Raw genomic sequence first — 18,788 nt, forward strand, 5'->3', positions numbered from 1 at the left:
CATCGGCGACGACCTGCGTACCCGAGAGCACGCCGTCATCGCCCGACGTGGTCGCACCGTCCGAGCCGGCCGACGACGACGACTCCACCGTCGACCCCTCCGACGACGCATCACCCAGCACCGCCACCGCGTTGCCGCCGAGCGTCACCGGCGCCAGCACATCGGCGACGACCTGCGTACCCGAGAGCACGCCGTCATCGCCCGACGTGGTCGCACCGTCCGAGCCGGCCGACGACCACGACTCCACCGTCGACCCCTCCGACGACGCATCACCCAGCACCGCCACCGCGTTGCCGCCGAGCGTCACCGGCGCGGCGACGTCGACCACGCCGACCGTGCCGGAGAGCAGCCTGCCATCACCGGAGGTCGTCGCGCCCGAGGGCTGCGATGCCTCCGTGGACGCCGTCGAGCTCTCGCTCGACGCGTCGCCCAGCACTCCGATCGCGTTGCCGCCGACCGTGACCGGCACGTCGATCGCCACGAGTGCCGCGGTGCCCGAGAGGACGCCATCGATGCCCGATGTGCTGACGTCCGCCGAAGGCGTCGGGGAGCTCGTGGTCGACGAGTCGCTGGACTCGGCGTCGCCGAGGAGGCCGACGGCGTTGCCGCCGACGGTGATGGGCGCCGAGATCGACACCGCTGCTTCGTTGCCGGAGCCGAGGCCTTCCGAGCCGTCGGTCCCTGCGGCACTGGCCACGCCAGTGCCTGCGGCCCAGAGGCCGCCTGCGAGCGCTGCGGTCCACAGCGCTCGCGTTGCGAGCTTGTTCATGGTTCTGCCTTCCCTGATCGAGTGATCGCCATCCCGCTCCGGGACGGCTGCGTGCCGCGCCATGCGCACGGCCTCGGATCGCTCAATCAGGGCTTGCGGTGTGCTCCTCGGCGGGCGAGGAAGGGGCGCGATCGCTCTCGAGCGCGCCGACCCGGCCGGCCGCGACTGCGGGCAGCGGGTGGTCTTGGATGACGGCCAGCGATGACGCGACTCCAGCGGCGGTGCCGCTGGCGGCCGACGGCACGACGCCGTCGGGTCCCCGCAGCGGCGCCTCGTTGACGTCTCGGTCGGGGCCGGTGGAGGGCACAGCGACGCTCGGTTCGGCGGACGCGGTGACGGCGGGCCCGATGCGCGCGGACATCGGCCATGGCGCCACCTCGCGGGCGAGCGTCCTGGTTGCAGGCACGGCTGCCGAGCCGTCGGGTGCGGATGCGTCAGCCACGTCGGCGACGTCGGCCTCCGGTGACGTGGCCTCGGGCTCGGGGGCGGGCGTCGGCGTCGAGCTGCCCGGCGCCGGCGGCGGGCCTCCCGGCACCACGTCCCCGAGTAGAGGATCGAGTTCGAGATCGGTGCCGATCACAGGCTCGATGACGTCGGCCACCGGCGCCTCGCCGAGCAGCTCCCCGACGACCGGCACCGTACCCACGACGCGGCCGACGGTGCCGATCACCGGAGCGACGACGGGCACGACGGCGTCGTCGAGCACGATGTCGATCGCCACGGCGTCGACCGCTCGCTCCACCGGTTCGACGACCGGCGCGAGCGGCTGCATCACTGCCGCCAGCGCATCCGTCACCGGAGCGGCCGAGTCGCGCACGACCTCCGCTGCGACCGCGGGCGCTTGCACGACTGGGCGCACGACGGGCGCGGCCAGCTCGACGATCGGCGAGGCGACCACCTCGGCCGCATGCTCGATCGGAGCGGTGGTCGCGCCGACTTCGTCGACGACGGTTCGGACCGGATCTGTCGCCGTCTCCACGACGGCGCCCACGACCCCTCCCAGCTGCTGCGTCAGCCCTGCCAGCCCACCGGCGTCATGGTCCGATGCGCTGGCGGGTGCGGCGCCGAGAAGGAGCGAGAGCGCGACCGCGCCGATCGAAGCGGCGCCGGCGGTGAGGCCCAGGCGCAGCATCGGGGACCGTGTCCCAGCGCTGCTCGCCTGCATCGATGCCTCCGAAGTCGTGACCTTCTTGGCGGTAGTGCTGGGCACGGTACGCGCAGAGATGCGGATGTGGCAAGGATTCCCAGGGCCTTCACAGCGATATCGCGGAGGTCTCATCCAGGGAATGACGTCCCGAACCCGACGCCCGGCAAGCCGGTGTGCGGGACGCGCGTCGCGCGCCCCGCACATCCATCGGCATCACCGCCCGCCGTGCTTGCGGCGACCGCCGAGGATCAGGAGCGCACCCATGGCGAGCAGTCCGATCGCCGGCAGCAGCGGGCTGACTCGCTCGGCACCCGTCTGCGGCAGGTTGGCGGCCGTGGCGTCGCTCGGGTACGACAGGTTGGCCCTGGTGTCGGCGATTCCGGCACTGTTGCCGATATCAGCCGCCTGGGCCACGTCAGCCACCTGAGCCGGGTCAGCCACCTGCGCCGAGTCCGCCTCACCCTTGTCTGCGCCACCCTGCAGCAGAATGCCCAGCGCTTCCAGCTGCTGAGCCGCGCCGCGCGCTGCGTCGGTCAGGAATCCAGCCACGACTTTCGCGAGCGTCACCGGAGTGGGTGCCGCCGGGCGCGTGACCTGTGGGACCTCGCGCTCCTTGAGGGGCGAGGCGGCCGTGGGCGACTCGCTCGCCGCAGCGCTTGCCTGTGCGCTCACGCTCTCGGTCGAGCGAGGCTCGGGCGCCAGCCGGACCGAGGGACCCGAGACTGCCGCAGGCTCAGCGACCGGCACCACCGGACCAAGCGCGGGAACGACCGGCTCGACCGTCGGCTGGACGATCACGAAGATCGGCTCGAGCACCGGCTCGACGACTGGGGCTGCCGGCTCCAGCTCGGGCACCACCGGCTCCAGCACCGGCTCGACCACAGGCACGACCGGCTCGACCTCCGGCACAACCGGCTCGACCACGGGCACAACCGGCTCGACCACGGGCACAACCGGCTCGAGCACAGGCGCGACGACCGGCACAATTGGCTCGACCACCGGCTCGATGACCGGCACAACCGGCTCCAGCACCGGCTCGACGACCGGCACAACCGGCTCGACGACGGGCTCGACGACCGGCACAACTGGCTCGACCACCGGCTCGACGACCGGCACGACCGGCTCCAGCACCGGCTCAACCACCGGCTCGATCACCGGCACAACCGGCTCGACGACGGGCTCGACGATCGGCACGACGGGCTGCAGCACCGGCTCCACCACCGGCTCGACCACCGGCTCGACGATCGGTGCCACGGGCTCGAGCACCGGGACGACCGGCTCCACCACGGGGACCACCGGCTCGAGCACGGGCACAACCGGCTCGAGGACCGGCTCCACGATCGGGACGACCGGCTCGACCACGGGGACGACCGGCTCCAGCACCGGCTCGACGATCGGAACCACCGGCTCGAGGACCGGGACGACCGGCTCTGGTTCGGGCGCCGGCTCCACCGGGATGACGGGCTCGAGCACTGGCTCAACCGGATCCACGACGGGCTCCACGATGGGGACAACCGGCTCGACGATCGGGACCACCGGCTCGAGGACCGGGACGACCGGCTCTGGTTCGGGCGCCGGCTCCACCGGGATGACGGGCTCGAGCACTGGCTCAACCGGGTCCACGACGGGCTCGACCGGCTCCACCGGCTCGAACGGCTTGACCGGGTCGACTGGCTCGACTACCGGCTCGACCGGCTCCACAACCGGCTCGACCACGGGCTCCACCGGCTCCACCACGGGCTCCACCGGCTCCACCACCGGCTCGACCACCGGCTCCACGGGCTCAACCACCGGCTCGAGCACCGGCTCAACGGGCTCAACCACCGGCTCAACCGGCTCAACCACCGGCTCAACCACGGGCTCCACCGGCTCGACCACCGGCTCCACCGGCTCGGTCAGATCCGTCGTCTCTACTAGCGAGACCGTCGCGGGTGCTTGCTCGCCCTCGCTGACTCCGGTCACGCCATCGCTGTCTGCGGCACTGGCGACGCCGGCGCCGGTGACCCAGAGGCCTCCGGTCAGCGCCGTGACGCACAGTGCTTGCCATCCGAACTTGTTCATCGTTCTTTCCTTACTTCTGAGCGATCTGCCATCCCGCTCCGGGACAGCTGCGTGTCGCGCGAGTGCGCGACCTTCGATCACTCAGTCAGGGCGCGAGGTGAGGTCGTGGGTCAGGGAGCTCGGGATCCGCTCCTGGTCGATCTGGACGACCGTGCCCCCGCTTGGCGCGGTCAGGACGTCGGCCTGCGTGATGGCCGACGGCGAGGCGAATGCGCCGCTGGCGGCGCTGGCCCCGGCAGATGCCGAGACGGATGCGGACGGCGCGCGCTGCTCGAGCGGCGCGGGCTCGTCGGTGCAGAGGTCCGCGGGACGGGTGTCCGCGGGGGCCGCGAGCGATGCGAGCTGCGAGGCGGCGGGCGCGGAAGCGGGGGTGGCCGCGGCGGGAACCGTCACGGCGGAGAGCGCCTGCGCGACGATGCGGACGACCGCAGCGACGGGCTCGACGATCGTCTCGGCGAGCTCGATGGGCCGCGCCGACGACGCGGGAGCCGACGCCGACGTCGTGACGATCGGCGCGGATGCTGCGGGGGCAGGCTTCGCGACCGGGGCCACGATCCTGACGACGGGTGCGGTGACGGGCTCCTTGACCTGGTCCGCCGGCTTTACGGCCGGCACCACCGGCTCGACCACGGGCTCGCCGATCGGGACCACCGGCTCCTCGATCGGAACCTCCGGCTCCACGATCGGAACCACGGGCTCGACGATCGGAACCACCGGCTCCACGATCGGAACCACCGGCTCCACGATCGGGATCACCGGCTCGACGATCGGAACCACCGGCTCCACGATGGGGATCACCGGCTCGACGATCGCAACCACCGGCTCCACCACCGGAGCCACCGGCTCGACGATCGGAACGACGGGCTCGACGACGGGCTCGACCACCGGCTCGACGATCGGGACCACCGGCTCGACGATCGGAACGACGGGCTCGACGACGGGCTCGACCACCGGCTCGACGACCGGAGTGACCGGTTCCAGCACCGCGTCGACCACGATGCTGACGGACTCCGTCAAGACTGCGACCGTGTGTGGGTCGCGTTCGTGCTCCTCGACGATGCCGCTGGCGAGACTGCCGTCGTCATCTGCGGCGCTCGCCGCAGATGCGCCGACCACGAACGACATGGTGACGGCTCCCAGAGAAGCCGCTCCTGCTGCCAGACAGAGGCGCGCCAGGCGGGGCAGCTTCGCTGCGCCGCTCGCCTGCATGATCGCCCCCGAAGTGTCCTTCTCGGCTGTGTCCCTCGCGACCGTACGCCGCCCCTTGGGCGAAAGCAACGGGTGACAAACATTGTTACGCCGCGAGGCATCCGGCGATTTGCGCGTGACGCAACGCTGTTACGCCGCCGGCTGCTCCTCGAACTCCGCCTGAGCTTCCGGCAGTCCCTCACCAGCGATCGGGATCCGCGCCATCCGCGGCACGCCGCCCGACGCCGCCTCGACAACGAGGCTGCCCGCGGCGATCCGCCCGTCGCCGTCGGAGAGCCCATGCCACTCGGCACGGACCTGTCGAACGACGGTCGCGGCATTCGGCCACGATCCTTCGACGAGCAGCGTCGACGACGCCTGTCGCAGCCGCGCCGCGAGCCGCGCCGCATCGGTCGGCGTCACCCGCCCGGGTGAGACGGTGAGCACGACGGGCATCGCCTCGGCGAGGCTCGCGACCACATCGAGCCAAGAGCGTCCCGGATGCGGCACGAGCGCGATGCGGTCCATGGGCACCCCGAGGTCGCGGGCGGCCTCGATCCCCAGGTCGGGCATCCCCACGATCGCACCCCATGCGCCGCGCGGCATCGCCGCCCCGAGGCATGCGAGCGCGAGACTGCGGGACTCGATGCTGTGCGCGGCACCCGTTCGGAGCCGCCGCACCACGTCGTCGAGACCGGCAGAGATGGGCTCCGCCGGCGCGGGCGCCACCTGCTGGACGGCCGCCTGCTGCATGCTCCGCAGCCGCTCGCGGAGCGCGTCGACGGTAGCCGTGCGGTCGTCGCCCACCCGGCGCTCGAGCCTCGTCGATGCCATCCCCATCCTCCTATCTTCGAACATGTGTTCGAACAGGGCAAGCCCCGTCGGCGTGTCGACGGATGCCCATCATGGGAGGATCGAGCCGTCCAACGAGGGTGGCTCGACCGAGGTCCCACCGCACCAGGAGGCACGATCGTGACCAGCGCCGATGCCCGAAGCGTCGCACCGACCGCTGACGCGACCGCCCCCATCCTCTGCGTCACGACCAACCCGGCGATCGACATCACCTACACGATCGACGAGCTGCGGATCGGCACGAGCCACCGCGTGCCGACGGGCCTCGCTCGCGCCGGCGGGAAGGGCGTCAACGTCGCTCGAGTGCTGCACCAGCAGCACGAGCCCGCCATCGTCATCGCCCCGATCGGCGGACCCGTGCACGCGCTCTTCGTGCACGACCTCGACCGCTCCGGTATCCCGCACCGCCTCATCGAGGTCGACGCGCACACGCGCCGCACGACCGCCATCGTCACCCCAGCGGGCACGACGAACCTCAACGAGCACGGCGCGGCCATCGATGCCGCCAGCTGGGAGCGGCTGCTCGACATCGTGCGCGCCGAGACGCCGGGAGCACGCGTGGTCGTCTCCTCGGGCTCGCTGCCGCCGGAGACCCCGGGCGGCTTCTGCGCCACCGTGGTCCGCATCGCGCGCGAGGCCGACCGGCCCGTGCTCATCGACGTGGGCGGCGAGCAGCTGCGGCTCGCCGTCGCCGCGGGCGCCACTGCCGTGAAGCCGAACCGGCACGAGCTGCTCGATGCCATGGGCGGCACCGACCCGCTCGACGCTGCCCGCCGTCTCGCCGCACTCGGCACCGGCACCGTCTTCGCCTCGCTCGACGTCGAGGGGATGCTCGCGGTGCTGCCGGACGGACGCGCATGGCACGCGGCGCTCGACGAGGTGCTCGACGGCAACCCGACGGGTGCGGGCGACGCCGCCATCGCGGCGATCGCGCAGGCCATCGCGGAGGGCGCCACGCTCGAGGAGCAGCTCGCGCGTGCCACGGCGTGGTCGGCGGCCGCAGTGCTCGCGGCACAGGCGGGCTCCATCGCCGACCCGGACGGGCTGAGCGGTCGCATCCGCATCACCCCGATCGGTTGACTGCCGTTCACGCAACCTCGACTTGGCGAAAGGCGACCCGCTGGTACGGTGTCGCCATGGAGACTCTGCGCCTCGAAGAGCTGTCCGCGGCGAACATCGTCGCGGCCAACGGCATGACCCTCAAGCGGGGCCAAGAGGCGTTCCTTGCGCCGAATGCGCGGCTCGAGGAGTTCGTCAACACGCAGAGCGCCTGGCAGCGGGTGGTCTTCGACGGCGACGAGCCGGTCGCCTTCGTGATGGCCAACTTCGACCCCGAGGTCGACCGCGAGGAGTACCGCTCGAGCGTGCTGCGGATGTACGTCGCCGGCACCGCGCAGCGCAAGGGCGTCGGCAGCTACACCGTCGAGCAGGTCGCCGACGAGGCGCGCCGCCAGGGCTTCGACAGCCTCTACGCGGTGTGGGAGGAAGGCGACCTCGGTCCCGGCAAGTTCTTCCAGGCGGTCGGCTTCGAGCCCATCGGCGAGAACGAGTACGGCGAGGTCATCGGGCGCAAGCGCCTCTAGCGCACCTAGCGCTCACGGCGGCCGCAGCGCCGGCCCGGTTGAGGGTCTGCGTCCGAGTCGCGATCAACTTGGACGCAAACGCTCAACCGGCACGACGGACAGGCAGTCCAGTCGAGAGTTTGCGTCCGAGTTGCCGGGAACTCGGACGCAGACGCTCAACTCAGACCAGCGACTCCCGCCAGGCGCGGTGCAGCGACGCGAACTTGCCGCCGGCGGCGATCAGCTCGTCGGGGCTACCGTCCTCGATGATCCGGCCGTGCTCCATGACGAGCACCCGGTCGGCGATCGCCACGGTCGAGAGCCGGTGGGCGATGATGATCGCCGTCCGGTCGTCGAGCAGCGTCGTGAGGCCCTCCTGCACGAGGCGCTCCGAGGGGATGTCGAGCGACGCCGTCGCCTCGTCGAGGATCAGCACGCGCGGGTCGGCGAGGAACGCGCGCGCGAACGACAGCAGCTGCCGCTGCCCGGCGCTCACCCGACCGCCGCGCTTGTTCACGTCGGTGTCGTAGCCGTCCGGGAGCGCCATGATGAACTCGTGCGCGCCCACCGCGCGGGCGGCCGCCTCGATCTCGTCGTCGCTCGCCCCCGGCTTGCCCAGCGCGATGTTGTCGGCGACGGTGCCCGAGAAGAGGTACGCCTCCTGCGTCACCATCACGACCGCGCGCCGCAGGTCGTCGTTCGAGAGCTCGCGCAGATCGACGCCGTCGAGCTTCACCGAGCCCTCGGTGGGGTCGTAGAAGCGCGAGACGAGCTTCGCGAGCGTCGACTTGCCCGCACCGGTGGTGCCGACGAGCGCGATCGTCTGACCCGACGGGATGTGCAGGTCGAAGTCGGGCAGCACGACCTTGCCGCTGCTGTACGAGAACTCCACGGCGTCGAAGTCGATCTGGCCGCGCGACTCGGGCAGCGCCTTCGGCGCAGCGGGCTCGCGCACCGTCGGCTCCTCCTCGAGCATGCCGGAGATCTTCTCGAGCGCGGCCGACGCCGACTGGTAGCCGTTGAAGAACATCCCGATGCCCTGGATGGGCTGGAAGAAGCTGCGCGCGTAGAGCGCGATCGCGAGCAGCACGCCGATCTGCAGCGAGCCCTCCACCACCCGGAGTCCGCCGACCAGCACGAGCGTCGCGATGGTGACCGCGCCGATCGCCATGATGCCCGGCTCGTAGATGCCGAAGATGTTGATGGTGCGGAAGTTCGCGTCGCGGTAGTCGTCGACGCGCTCGTCGAACTCGCGCTGGTTCGCGGGCTCCTTGCGGAACGCCTTGACGGCGCGGATGCCCGTCATCGTCTCGACGAAGTGCACGATCATGCGCGCGCTCGTCGTGCGGGTCTCGCGGAACAGCAGTGTGGAGCGCACCTGGAACCAGCGGGTGAGGATGATCGCGGGGATGAGCGCGATGCCGATGATGAGCCCGGAGAGCGGGTCGAGGATCGTCATCGCGATGCCCGTGAACGCCATGAACAGCACGCCGCGCACGAGCTCGTTGAGCCCCTGGTCGAGCAGGTCGCGGATCGCCTCGAGGTCGCTCGTCTGGCGCGCGATGATGCGGCCGGACGTGTACGACTCGTGGAACTCGAGGCTGAGGCGCTGCGCGTGCGCGAACAGCCGTCGGCGCAGGTCGAACAGCACCGTCTGGCTGATGCGCGCGATGCCCACCGTGTAGAGGTACATGAGCACGCCGGCCAGCACCGCGGCGACGATGTAGACGATCGTCGCGACCCACAGCGGCATCCAGTCGGCGCGGTCCATGATCGCCGGCAGGCCCGTGTCGATGCCGTAGGCGATCAGCATCGGGCCCGCGATGTTCGCCGCGACCGCGACCACGACGAGCACCATCGTCACGATCACGCGGCCGATGTGCGGGCGCAGCAGCGAGCCGAGCAGCTTCCGCGAGCGCGCGCGGATCGCCTTGGACTCGGCCTTCGTGTAGTCGGTGCGGTCCTCGCCCTGCACGCCGTAGACGCTCATCGCGACACCTCCTCGTCCTGCTCCTGCTCGAACTCGCGCTCCAGCGCGTCGAGGTCGATGGCCTCCATCGAGCCGGTCACGGCGTCGATGCTCTTGCGGTCGAGCTCGGCCTCCTCGAGGCTCGAGATCACGTACCGGTAGTGCTCGCTGCGGGCGAGCAGCTCCGAGTGGGTGCCGACGTCGTCGATCCGGCCGTCGCGCATGAGCGCGACGCGGTCGGCGAGCTGCACCGTGCTGGGCCGGTGGGCGACGATGAGCGCAGTGGTGCGCTCGAGCACGCTGCGCAGCGCCTCCTCGACCTGCGCCTCCGTCTCGACGTCGAGGGCCGAGAGCGGGTCGTCGAGCACGAGCACCGCCGGGTCGGCGGCGACGGCGCGGGCGAGCGCGATGCGCTGGCGCTGACCGCCCGAGAGCGAGAGGCCCTCCTCGCCGATCTGGGTGTCGAGGCCGTCGGGCATGTCGCGCACGAACCCTGCCTGTGCGATCTCGAGCGCGCGGTCGAGCGCCTCGTCCGACGCATCCGGAGCACCCATCCGCACGTTCTCGCGCACGGTGGCCGAGAACAGCGTGGCGTCCTCGAATGCCATCGCCACGTGGGTGCGGAGCTCCGAGAGGGTCAGGTCGCGCACGTCGACGCCGTCGAGCAGCACGCGGCCGCCCGTGACGTCGTACAGCCGCGCCGGCAGCGCCGTGAGCGTCGTCTTGCCGGATCCGGTGATGCCGATCAGCGCCATCGTCTCGCCCGGCTCGAGCGTGAGCGTCGCGCCGTCGACGAGGTCGCGCTCGTGCGGCTGCGCGTCCTGGTAGCGGAAGTGCACGTCCTCGAACACCAGCCGACCGCGCGGGGCGGCGATGGTCGTCGGCTCCTCGGGGTCGACGATCGTGTTCTCGCTGTCGACGATCTCGTAGAAGCGCCGCGACGCGTTCGACGCGTCGATGAGGAACGCGAAGAGGAAGCCGATCGACTCGATCGGCCAGTTGAGCACCATGGCGACGGCGAAGAACGCGAACAGCGTGCCGACCGAGATCTGCCCGCTCGCCGCGAGCCAGACGCCCAGGAACAGGCACACGGCGTACGAGATGTACGGCACCATCGTGAGCCACATCCACAGGTGCCCGTCCATGCGCGCCTTGTCGATCTCGGTCTCTCGCAGCGTCGACGCCTGGTCGGTGAACCCCTCGAGCGCGTGACGGCCGCGGCCGAAGGCCTTCAGCACGCGGATGCCGTGGATGGACTGCTCGACCGTGGTCGCGAGGTCGCCGGCCTGATCCTGCGCCGAGCGCGAGATCGTGAAGTAGCGGCGCTCGAAGCGCAGCGCGACGAAGACGATCGGCGCCGAGAGCACGACGAAGGTGCCCGCGAGCAGCGGGCTCCAGTAGAAGAGCACGACGATCCCGACGACGAGCGTGATCGCGTTGACGACCAGCAGCGGGGCGCCGAAGGCGATGAAGCGGCGGATCATGCCGAGGTCCTGCACGGCTCGGCTCAGCAGCTGACCGGACTGCCAGCGGTCGTGGAACGCGACCGGCAGCGCCTGCAGCTGCGCGTAGAGCGACCTGCGCATCGCGGCCTCCACCTGCGTCGACGGCAGCGTCACGAGGAATCGGCGCATGTAGACGAAGAACGCCTCACCGAGCGCGAGCGCGAGGATCGCGATCGCGACCGGCCACACGGCGGATGCGTCGGACTGCGCGAGCGGTCCGTCGACGAGCGCTCGCATGGCGATCGGCGTCGCGAGGCTCAGCAGCGCCGAGACGAGCGCCGCCACCGTGCCGAGGACGAGCCGCGGCAGCACGGGGCGGAGGAAAGGCAGGAGCCTGCCGAGCGCGCTCAGGTGGCTCGCGGTGGCGGGCTTCTCGGGCGAGGGCGTTGAGGACATGAAGACGATCCTTCGAGCGGGCGTCGTGGGCCCGCGCAGTGCTGTGCGACCGGTGGATCGCGGTGGTGGTGCTGCGTCGACGGCTGACGGCCGGGACGACGAGGCGAGCTGGGCTCGCGACGGGCTGCGAGGCCCTGCTGCTATCGGCGTCCGGCGACGCGGGGGCGGGCGAGGAGGGCGCGGGCGGCAGCGATCGGAGCGGTCGTCGTCGTGCTCATGGCATCCTCCTCAGTCGCCGCGGCGGTTGGCGCGGACAGCCTTCGATTCTAAGCAGGCGCATAGCGTCGCGTCCAGCCCCAACGCCGCCGGATCGGCGCTTCAGTGCACGCTCACTCGAGCTCGGCCAGCAGGCGGTCAGCATCGGCGGGACGCGACAGCAGCACCACCGGCGGCAGGGACGCATCCGCGTGCCACCGGCGCATCCGCTCGCGCTTGGACCGCCACGAGCGGAAGTGCCAGACGATGACCGAGTCCGTCGCGAGGGCGAGGCGGAGCGTCTCGACGTTGCCGTTGCACACGAGCTCGCGCGTGCGGATGCGGCGGGCGGTGCGGCGGACGAGTCGCGCGAGCGACACCGCGCGCGCGTAGTCGAGGCCGACGATCACGTCCACGCTCGTGAGCGCGTGCTCGTTGTGGAAGCCATAGACGGTGTCGAGCACGAACGCGTCGCCCGCGAGGATCGGCAGCACGCTCGCGTCGATCTCGTCGCGCGAGCGCTGCACCCAGCCGGGCGACCAGCACAGGTCGTCGACGAGCGTGACGGGCAGCCCGAGCCGCTCCCCCAGCGCGACGGCCATCGTGGACTTGCCCGAGCCGGTCACGCCGAAGCAGAGGATGCGGCGCGCGCGGCGGACGTCGTCGATCGTGCCGGCGCTCATGAGGAGAGGCTACCGGCGGCGGTGTGGAGGCGAGGTCTCGGTACGCGCGCCCGTCGGGCGTGCTACTCGACCTTGAGTCTTCCGCGCGCAACGCGGCTTCGCCGCATTGCGCGCTCCGGACTCAATGCGCGAAGTGGCGCTCCCCCGTGAAGTACATCGTGATGCCGGCGGCGTTCGCCGCGGCGATGACCTCCTCGTCGCGCACCGAGCCGCCGGGCTGCACGACGGCCGTGACGCCCGCGTCGAGCAGGATCTGCAGGCCGTCCGCGAACGGGAAGAACGCATCCGACGCCGCGACCGAGCCGGCGGCGCGGTCGCCGGCGCGCTCGACGGCGAGCTTGCAGGAGTCGACCCGGTTCACCTGGCCCATGCCGACGCCGACGGATGCGAGGCCCGACGCGAGCAGGATCGCGTTCGACTTCACCGACCGGCACGCGCGCCACGCGAACTCGAGGTCGGCGAGCACCGCGTCGGAGACGTGCGAGCCGCTCACCCGTCGCCACGTGTGCGACGAGAAGCCCTCGAACGTGTCGGGCTGCTGCACGAGCACGCCGCCGGAGACCTGGCGCAGCTCGGAGCCCTCGCGCTCGTAGCCCTCGGGCAGGCGCAGCAGGCGGATGTTCTTCTTCGCCGTCAGCAGCTCGAGCGCCTCGGCCTCGAAGTCGGGAGCGACGACCACCTCGGTGAAGATGTCCTTCACCGTCTCGGCCATCGCCCGCGTGACGGTGCGGTTGGCCGCGATGACGCCGCCGAACGCCGAGACCGGGTCGCACGCGTGCGCGCGCTCGTGCGCCGAGGCGATCGGGTCGGCGGCGCCGGCCGCGCCCACCGCGATGCCGCACGGGTTGGCGTGCTTGATGATCGCGACCGCGGGCTCGCTGAAGTCGAACGCGGCACGCAGCGCCGCATCCGCATCGACGTAGTTGTTGAACGACATCGGCTTGCCGTGCAGCAGCTCGGCCTGCGTGATGCCCGCGCCGCCGGGCAGCGCGAAGATGCCCGCCTGCTGGTGGCTGTTCTCGCCGTAGCGCAGGCCCGAGACGAGCGTCGCCGCACCGACCGCCTTCAGCAGGCCGGTCGCGCTGCTGGTGTCGGGGACGGATGCCTCCGGCTCGGCGGGCGCGGGCGCCGCGGCTGCGGGAGTGGCTGCCTCGGCCGGTGCGGGAGCAGCCGCCCGCCCCTCGAGCGGCTCCCCCGCAAACCAGCGGGCCACCGCGGTGTCGTAGGCGGCGGTGTGCGCGAAGGCATCGCGGGCGAGCGCGCGGCGCTGCAGCAGGTTGAGGCCCGAGCCGGCCGCCTTCGCGATCAGCGGGTAGATGCGCGGGTCGGTGACGATCGCGACGTTGGCGTGGTTCTTCGCCGATGCGCGCACCATCGCGGGACCGCCGATGTCGATCTGCTCGACGACGTCGGCGTCGGCGGCGCCCGAGCGCACCGTCTCGACGAAGGGGTAGAGGTTCACGACGACGAGCTCGAAGGGCGCGATGCCGAGGTCGGCGAGCTGCGCCTCGTGGTGCTCGAGCCGCAGATCGGCGAGCAGGCCCGCGTGGATCGCCGGGTGGAGCGTCTTGACGCGGCCGTCGAGCGCCTCCTGGAATCCCGTGACTTGCGCCACCTCGGTGACCGGGAGTCCGGCATCCGCGAGCATGCGGGCGGTCGAGCCGGTCGAGACGAGCTCGATGCCGGCCTCCGACAGCGCACGGCCGAGCTCGACGATGCCCGTCTTGTCGCTCACCGACAGCAGCGCTCGCCGGAAGGGCACCACGTCGCGGTCGCGGTACAGGCTCTCATCGTGCTGGGGTCCGCTCACTGTGCTATTCCTCCGTGTCGGGTCGGCGGCGCTCGAGGCCGTGGTCGGCCAGGTCGCACGTGCCATCGGCGATGTCGGCGATCACGCCCGCGAGCAGGTCGCGCTCGACGAGCTTGATGCGGTCGTGCAGGGTCTCCTGGGTGTCATCGGGCAGCACAGGCACGCGCTGCTGCGCCAGGACCGGACCGGTGTCGACGCCGCTGTCGACGATGATGACGGATGCGCCGGTCTCGGTGACGCCGGCCGCGAGCGCGTCGCGCACGCCGTGGGCGCCGGGGAACTCGGGCAGGAATGCCGGGTGGGTGTTGAGGATCGCGGGCTCGAAGCGCGCGACGGCGGCGGGCGACAGCAGCCGCATGAAGCCGGAGAGCACGATCACGTCGGGCTCGAAGGCCGAGATCCGTTCGGCGATCCGGTCGGACCACGCCTCGCGCGGTGCTTGGAACGGCTCGACGAACGTGCGGATCCCGGCTGCGCGCGCGACCTCGAGGCCGCCGCACTCACGGTCGGCGCCGACGGCGATGATCTCGGCGGGCACGCGGCCGGCGCGGGTCCGCTCGAGCAGATCGGCGAAGTTGGTGCCGCTGCCGGAGACGAGGACGACGAGGCGCAGCACGCGCTCCATCCTACGGCCCCGCCGGCTACCGCTCCGGGTCGTCGCCCTCGGACCGGTTCGCCGGATGCGTCGGCCGGTGGCCGTCGTGGGCCGGGTCGGGGCGCGCGATCGGGTCCGCTGCGCCGCTGTCATAGAAGGCATCCGCCGGCTCGGCCGAGGGCGCGCGCAGCACGAACGGCACGACCACGTCGGTCGCCTGCGCGTCGGGTGCGTGCGCGTCGGGCGCGTCGGGCGCGTCCGCGGGATCGGCATCCGCTTCGGCCGGATCGCCGCCCTCGTCGGCCGGATCGGCAGCCACGTCCGTCGCGACAGCAGCGACGTCCGCCGCGACGGTGTCCGCGTCGTCGACCGGCTCGTCGCGCCCCTGCCCGAAGCCGAGCACGTCGCGCATCGATGTGCCCTCGCCCTCCACGGCGAGCGGCAGCGCGATGCCGCCCGCGAGCCTGCCGGTGCCGCGGCCGCCCGCGAACAGGCCGATGAGCAGGCCGACGCCCACCTCGAGCGCTCCCCACGCCGCCACGAGCACCGCGTCCGGGCCCGTCAGCGAGAGCCGCCCCGGCCCCGCGGCGCCGGCCGAGAGCATCGCCGCGAGCCCGAGCAGCGCGCCGGCGAGCACGCCGCCGCCGACCCCGGCGATCGCCAGCTCCCACCAGTGCACCGGCCGGTCGGTGCTGCCGGCGAGCAGCGTCTGGCGCGCGAGCGCACCCACCACGACAGCCACGAGCACGGGCAGCGCCACGACGACGAGCATCCACGGCTGCACGTCGGGGTCGATCGCCGACAGCATCGGCAGCGCCGGCACGGGCCCGAGGCCGGTGTCGAGCGGCGAGACGCTCGAGCCGCGGCCCAGCATGAAGCCGGGTCCGATCGCCCACGCCGCGCCCCACACGACCGCCACCGGCACGAGCGCAAGCTGCACGAGGAAGAGCACGGCGACCCCCACGTGCGTCACCTCGAGCGACTCCATGATGAGCAACCCATCCGTGAAGCGGAGGAAGAGGCCGACCGCGACGAGCAGCGCGCCGATGCCGAGCACGCCCACCGCGCCGCCCAGGCCGGCGCGCAGCGCGGCGCGCACGGGCCGCATCCACAGGTCGTCGATCGTCAGGGCGCGAGCGAGCGACTGCAGCCAGTCGTGGCCGCGGGCGGCGACGATGGCCGCCACCATGCCGGCGAGCGCCACGATCGCGGGATGGGCGAACGCCTGGCCGAGGTTGGGAGCCGCGGTGGGGTGCTGCGCGCTCATGCCGGCGAGCAGCCCGACGACGCCCGTCGCGGCCGTGCCGGTCGTGACCGCGATCACGGTCTCGACGAGCGGCAGCTCGGCGAGGCGGCGGCCGCTGCGCCAGTGGAGCCAGAACGTGATGACGCCGATGCCCCAGGCGCCCAGGGTGAGCACGAACGCGCGGCCTGCCGAGTCGAGTCCGAGCGCGGCGGCCGCCTCGGCCCCGAGCGAGATGCCGACGTCGACGCCGTGGCCGAGCATCCACGCGTCCACCGCGATGCGCCACTGCAGCAGCGGGTCGCCGCCGAAGCCCTGGTCGATGCCCCAGACGGCGAGCAGCACGAGCGCGCACAGCACGAGCCCGACCGCCGCGATGGCGGCGGACTCGACAGCCTGGCCGATCCCGGCCCACACGCGACGCACGGCTGGCAACCCTACCGACGCATCCGCTCGAGCACCGTCTCCCTCGCCGCGCGCCGCCTGGGCCCGACCGCGATAGGTTGGAGGCGCATGGCACGGCCAGCGCACGCGCGGCCGCCGTCCCACACAGACCGCGAGGGGTTCGAGCCGCATGGCCAAGATCATCTACACGTACACCGACGAGGCGCCGATGCTCGCGACGCACTCGCTCCTGCCGATCGTGCGCGCGTTCGCCGCCGCGGCCGACGTCGAGGTCGAGAGCCGCGACATCTCACTGGCCGGCCGCATCGTCGCGTCGTTCGCCGACCTGCTCCCTGCCGACCAGCAGGAGTCCGACGCGCTCGCCGAGCTCGGTGCGCTGGCGAAGTCGCCAGAGGCGAACATCATCAAGCTGCCCAACATCTCGGCATCGGTGCCGCAGCTCAAGGCCGCCATCAAGGAGCTGCAGGAGCAGGGCATCGCGCTGCCCGACTACCCCGACGAGGTCGAGACCGACGAGGACCGCGACATCCGCGCCCGCTACGACGCGATCAAGGGCTCGGCCGTCAACCCGGTGCTCCGCGAGGGCAACTCCGACCGCCGCGCGCCGCGCTCGGTGAAGGAGTACGCGCGCAAGCACCCGCACTCGATGGGTGCGTGGCTGGCCGACTCGAAGACCGCCGTCGCCACCATGAGCGGCGGCGACTTCCGCGCCAACGAGCAGTCGGTGACGATGCCGGCCGACGACACGCTGCAGATCCGGCTCGTCGCGGACGGCGAGACGATCGTGCTCAAGGACGGCCTCAAGGTGCTCGAGGGCGAGATCGTCGACGCGACGTTCATGAGCGCGAAGGCGCTCGACGCGTTCCTGGTCGAGCAGATCCGCCGCGCTCGCGACGAGCACGTGCTGTTCTCGGCGCACCTCAAGGCCACGATGATGAAGGTCTCCGACCCGATCATCTTCGGCCACGTCGTGCGCGCGTTCCTGCCGACGCTCTTCGAGCGCTACGGCGCGAAGCTCGAGGAGGCGGGCCTGTCGGCCGACAACGGCCTCGCCGCCATCCTCTCCGGCCTCGGCGAGCTCGACGAGTCGACCGCCGCGGGCGTGCGCCAGGCCATCGAGGACGGGCTCGCCGACGGCCCGCGCCTCGCGATGGTGAACTCGGACCGCGGCATCACCAACCTCCACGTGCCCTCCGACGTGATCGTGGATGCGTCGATGCCGGCCATGATCCGCCAGTCCGGCCACATGTGGGGCCCGGACGGCGAGGAGGCCGACACGCTCGCCGTCATCCCCGACTCCTCGTACGCCGGCATCTACCAGGTCGTCATCGACGACTGCCGCGCCAACGGCGCCTTCGACCCGACCACGATGGGCTCGGTGCCGAACGTCGGCCTCATGGCGCAGAAGGCTGAGGAGTACGGCTCGCACGACAAGACGTTCCGCATCGAGCGGGCGGGTCGCGTCGAGGTCGTCGACGGCGCCGGTGACGTGCTCATGGCGCACGACGTCGAGGCGGGCGACATCTGGCGCGCGTGCCAGACGAAGGATGTCGCGGTGCGCGACTGGGTGAAGCTCGCAGTCACGCGCGCCCGCGCATCCGCCACCCCGGCCGTGTTCTGGCTCGACAAGGGCCGCGCGCACGACGCGCAGCTCATCAAGAAGGTCGAGGAGGAGCTCGGGAAGCACGACACCGAGGGGCTGCAGATCACGATCCTCAGCCCGGTCGACGCGACGAAGCACGCCATCGAGCGCATCCGCCAGGGCCTCGACACCATCTCGGTGACGGGCAACGTGCTGCGCGACTACAACACCGACCTGTTCCCCATCCTGGAGCTCGGCACGAGCGCGAAGATGCTGTCGGTCGTGCCGCTGCTGAACGGCGGCGGGCTGTTCGAGACCGGCGCCGGTGGCTCCGCGCCGAAGCACGTGCAGCAGCTCGTCGAGGAGAACCACCTGCGCTGGGACTCGCTCGGCGAGTTCATGGCGCTCGCCGAGTCGTTCCGCCACCTCTCCGACTCGACCGGCAACGCGCGCGCCGGTGTGCTCGCCGAGACGCTCGACGCGGCGACGGGCACGTTCCTCAACGAGAACAAGTCGCCGTCGCGCAAGGTCGGCGAGATCGACAACCGCGGCAGCCACTTCTGGCTCGCGCGCTACTGGGCGGAGGAGCTCGCCCAGCAGACGGACGACGCCGAGCTGGCCGAGACGTTCACGCCCGTGGCCGAGGCGCTCGCCTCGCAGACCGAGGCGATCGAGCGCGAGCTGCTCGCCGTGCAGGGCAGCCCCGTCGACCTCGGCGGCTACTACCGCGTCGACGCCGACCTCGCCGACGCCGCGATGCGCCCGAGCGCGAGCCTGAACGCCATCCTGGCGCCGCTGCGCTGACCTGACGGAACGATGGGCCCGG

At 71.9% G+C, this 18,788-nt stretch carries 14 protein-coding genes; 3 read left to right on the forward strand and 11 right to left on the reverse strand.

Annotation, left to right across the window (positions count from 1 at the left end):
- The 5 genes from ACLQ21_RS08950 to ACLQ21_RS08970 form a co-directional block, all read right to left on the reverse strand.
- Nucleotides 1–769 (reverse strand): hypothetical protein (locus ACLQ21_RS08950; protein WP_425662972.1); only part of this gene is annotated, 769 nt, incomplete at its 3' end.
- 82 nt (nt 770–851) lie between these two features.
- Nucleotides 852–1,901 (reverse strand): hypothetical protein, encoded by a 1,050-nt coding sequence (locus ACLQ21_RS08955; RefSeq protein ID WP_425662973.1) that lies wholly within the window; start codon nt 1,899–1,901, stop codon nt 852–854.
- Between the two features lie 228 nt (nt 1,902–2,129).
- Entirely contained in the window at nt 2,130–3,977 is a 1,848-nt protein-coding gene (locus tag ACLQ21_RS08960; RefSeq protein ID WP_425662974.1) for an LPXTG cell wall anchor domain-containing protein, read from the reverse strand.
- Between the two features lie 81 nt (nt 3,978–4,058).
- A complete protein-coding gene (locus ACLQ21_RS08965) occupies nt 4,059–5,102 on the reverse strand; it encodes a hypothetical protein (RefSeq protein WP_425662975.1) in 1,044 nt (347 codons plus the stop codon).
- Nucleotides 5,103–5,315: 213 nt separating this feature from the next.
- Nucleotides 5,316–5,999 carry a hypothetical protein gene (locus tag ACLQ21_RS08970; RefSeq protein ID WP_425662976.1) on the reverse strand — a complete coding sequence of 228 codons (684 nt, stop codon included), beginning with the start codon at nt 5,997–5,999 and terminating at the stop codon, nt 5,316–5,318.
- A gap of 138 nt (nt 6,000–6,137) precedes the next feature.
- Here ACLQ21_RS08970 and ACLQ21_RS08975 point away from each other — a divergent pair, with 138 nt between their 5' ends.
- On the forward strand, nt 6,138–7,097 hold the full coding sequence (locus ACLQ21_RS08975; RefSeq protein ID WP_425662977.1) for a 1-phosphofructokinase family hexose kinase: 960 nt from the start codon (nt 6,138–6,140) through the stop codon (nt 7,095–7,097).
- Between the two features lie 56 nt (nt 7,098–7,153).
- On the forward strand, nt 7,154–7,600 hold the full coding sequence (locus ACLQ21_RS08980) for a GNAT family N-acetyltransferase (RefSeq protein WP_425662978.1): 447 nt from the start codon (nt 7,154–7,156) through the stop codon (nt 7,598–7,600).
- 160 nt (nt 7,601–7,760) lie between these two features.
- On the opposite strand, the gene ACLQ21_RS08985 is transcribed toward ACLQ21_RS08980, so the two are convergent.
- The 6 genes from ACLQ21_RS08985 to ACLQ21_RS09010 all read right to left on the reverse strand — a co-directional run bounded on the left by ACLQ21_RS08985 (nt 7,761) and on the right by ACLQ21_RS09010 (nt 16,401).
- Complete coding sequence (locus ACLQ21_RS08985; RefSeq protein ID WP_425662979.1) at nt 7,761–9,569, reverse strand: ABC transporter ATP-binding protein; 1,809 nt, start codon at nt 9,567–9,569, stop codon at nt 7,761–7,763.
- Nucleotides 9,566–11,449 (reverse strand): ABC transporter ATP-binding protein, encoded by a 1,884-nt coding sequence (locus tag ACLQ21_RS08990; protein WP_425662980.1) that lies wholly within the window; start codon nt 11,447–11,449, stop codon nt 9,566–9,568. Before ACLQ21_RS08990 ends, ACLQ21_RS08985 begins: the two co-directional genes overlap by 4 nt.
- 329 nt (nt 11,450–11,778) lie before the next feature.
- A complete protein-coding gene (locus tag ACLQ21_RS08995; protein ID WP_425662981.1) occupies nt 11,779–12,327 on the reverse strand; it encodes an adenylate kinase in 549 nt (182 codons plus the stop codon).
- A gap of 121 nt (nt 12,328–12,448) precedes the next feature.
- Nucleotides 12,449–14,137, reverse strand: coding sequence for a bifunctional phosphoribosylaminoimidazolecarboxamide formyltransferase/IMP cyclohydrolase (purH, locus tag ACLQ21_RS09000; protein ID WP_425662982.1), 1,689 nt, complete (start codon nt 14,135–14,137; stop codon nt 12,449–12,451).
- 4 nt (nt 14,138–14,141) lie between these two features.
- Nucleotides 14,142–14,753, reverse strand: a complete 612-nt coding sequence (gene purN / locus ACLQ21_RS09005; protein WP_425662983.1) for a phosphoribosylglycinamide formyltransferase — start codon at nt 14,751–14,753, stop codon at nt 14,142–14,144.
- A 25-nt stretch (nt 14,754–14,778) separates the two neighbouring features.
- On the reverse strand, nt 14,779–16,401 hold the full coding sequence (locus tag ACLQ21_RS09010; protein WP_425662984.1) for a DUF6350 family protein: 1,623 nt from the start codon (nt 16,399–16,401) through the stop codon (nt 14,779–14,781).
- Between the two features lie 148 nt (nt 16,402–16,549).
- Here ACLQ21_RS09010 and ACLQ21_RS09015 point away from each other — a divergent pair, with 148 nt between their 5' ends.
- Nucleotides 16,550–18,766 carry an NADP-dependent isocitrate dehydrogenase gene (locus tag ACLQ21_RS09015; protein WP_425662985.1) on the forward strand — a complete coding sequence of 739 codons (2,217 nt, stop codon included), beginning with the start codon at nt 16,550–16,552 and terminating at the stop codon, nt 18,764–18,766.
- Nucleotides 18,767–18,788 lie beyond the last annotated feature (22 nt).

Origin of the sequence: Agrococcus sp. DT81.2, from assembly GCF_049844935.1 — a bacterium.
GTDB lineage: Bacteria > Actinomycetota > Actinomycetes > Actinomycetales > Microbacteriaceae > Agrococcus.

Bases quoted from the DNA above. Each gene is read 5' to 3' on its own strand.
- ACLQ21_RS08955 (WP_425662973.1), bottom strand. From the start codon at position 1,901: ATGCTGCGCCTGGGCCTCACCGCCGGCGCCGCTTCGATCGGCGCGGTC.
- ACLQ21_RS09015 (WP_425662985.1), top strand. From the start codon at position 16,550: ATGGCCAAGATCATCTACACGTACACCGACGAGGCGCCGATGCTCGCG.
- ACLQ21_RS08985 (WP_425662979.1), bottom strand. From the start codon at position 9,569: ATGAGCGTCTACGGCGTGCAGGGCGAGGACCGCACCGACTACACGAAG.
- ACLQ21_RS08965 (WP_425662975.1), bottom strand. From the start codon at position 5,102: ATGTCGTTCGTGGTCGGCGCATCTGCGGCGAGCGCCGCAGATGACGAC.
- ACLQ21_RS08990 (WP_425662980.1), bottom strand. From the start codon at position 11,449: ATGTCCTCAACGCCCTCGCCCGAGAAGCCCGCCACCGCGAGCCACCTG.
- ACLQ21_RS08960 (WP_425662974.1), bottom strand. From the start codon at position 3,977: ATGAACAAGTTCGGATGGCAAGCACTGTGCGTCACGGCGCTGACCGGA.
- ACLQ21_RS08970 (WP_425662976.1), bottom strand. From the start codon at position 5,999: ATGGCATCGACGAGGCTCGAGCGCCGGGTGGGCGACGACCGCACGGCT.
- ACLQ21_RS08995 (WP_425662981.1), bottom strand. From the start codon at position 12,327: ATGAGCGCCGGCACGATCGACGACGTCCGCCGCGCGCGCCGCATCCTC.
- ACLQ21_RS08980 (WP_425662978.1), top strand. From the start codon at position 7,154: ATGGAGACTCTGCGCCTCGAAGAGCTGTCCGCGGCGAACATCGTCGCG.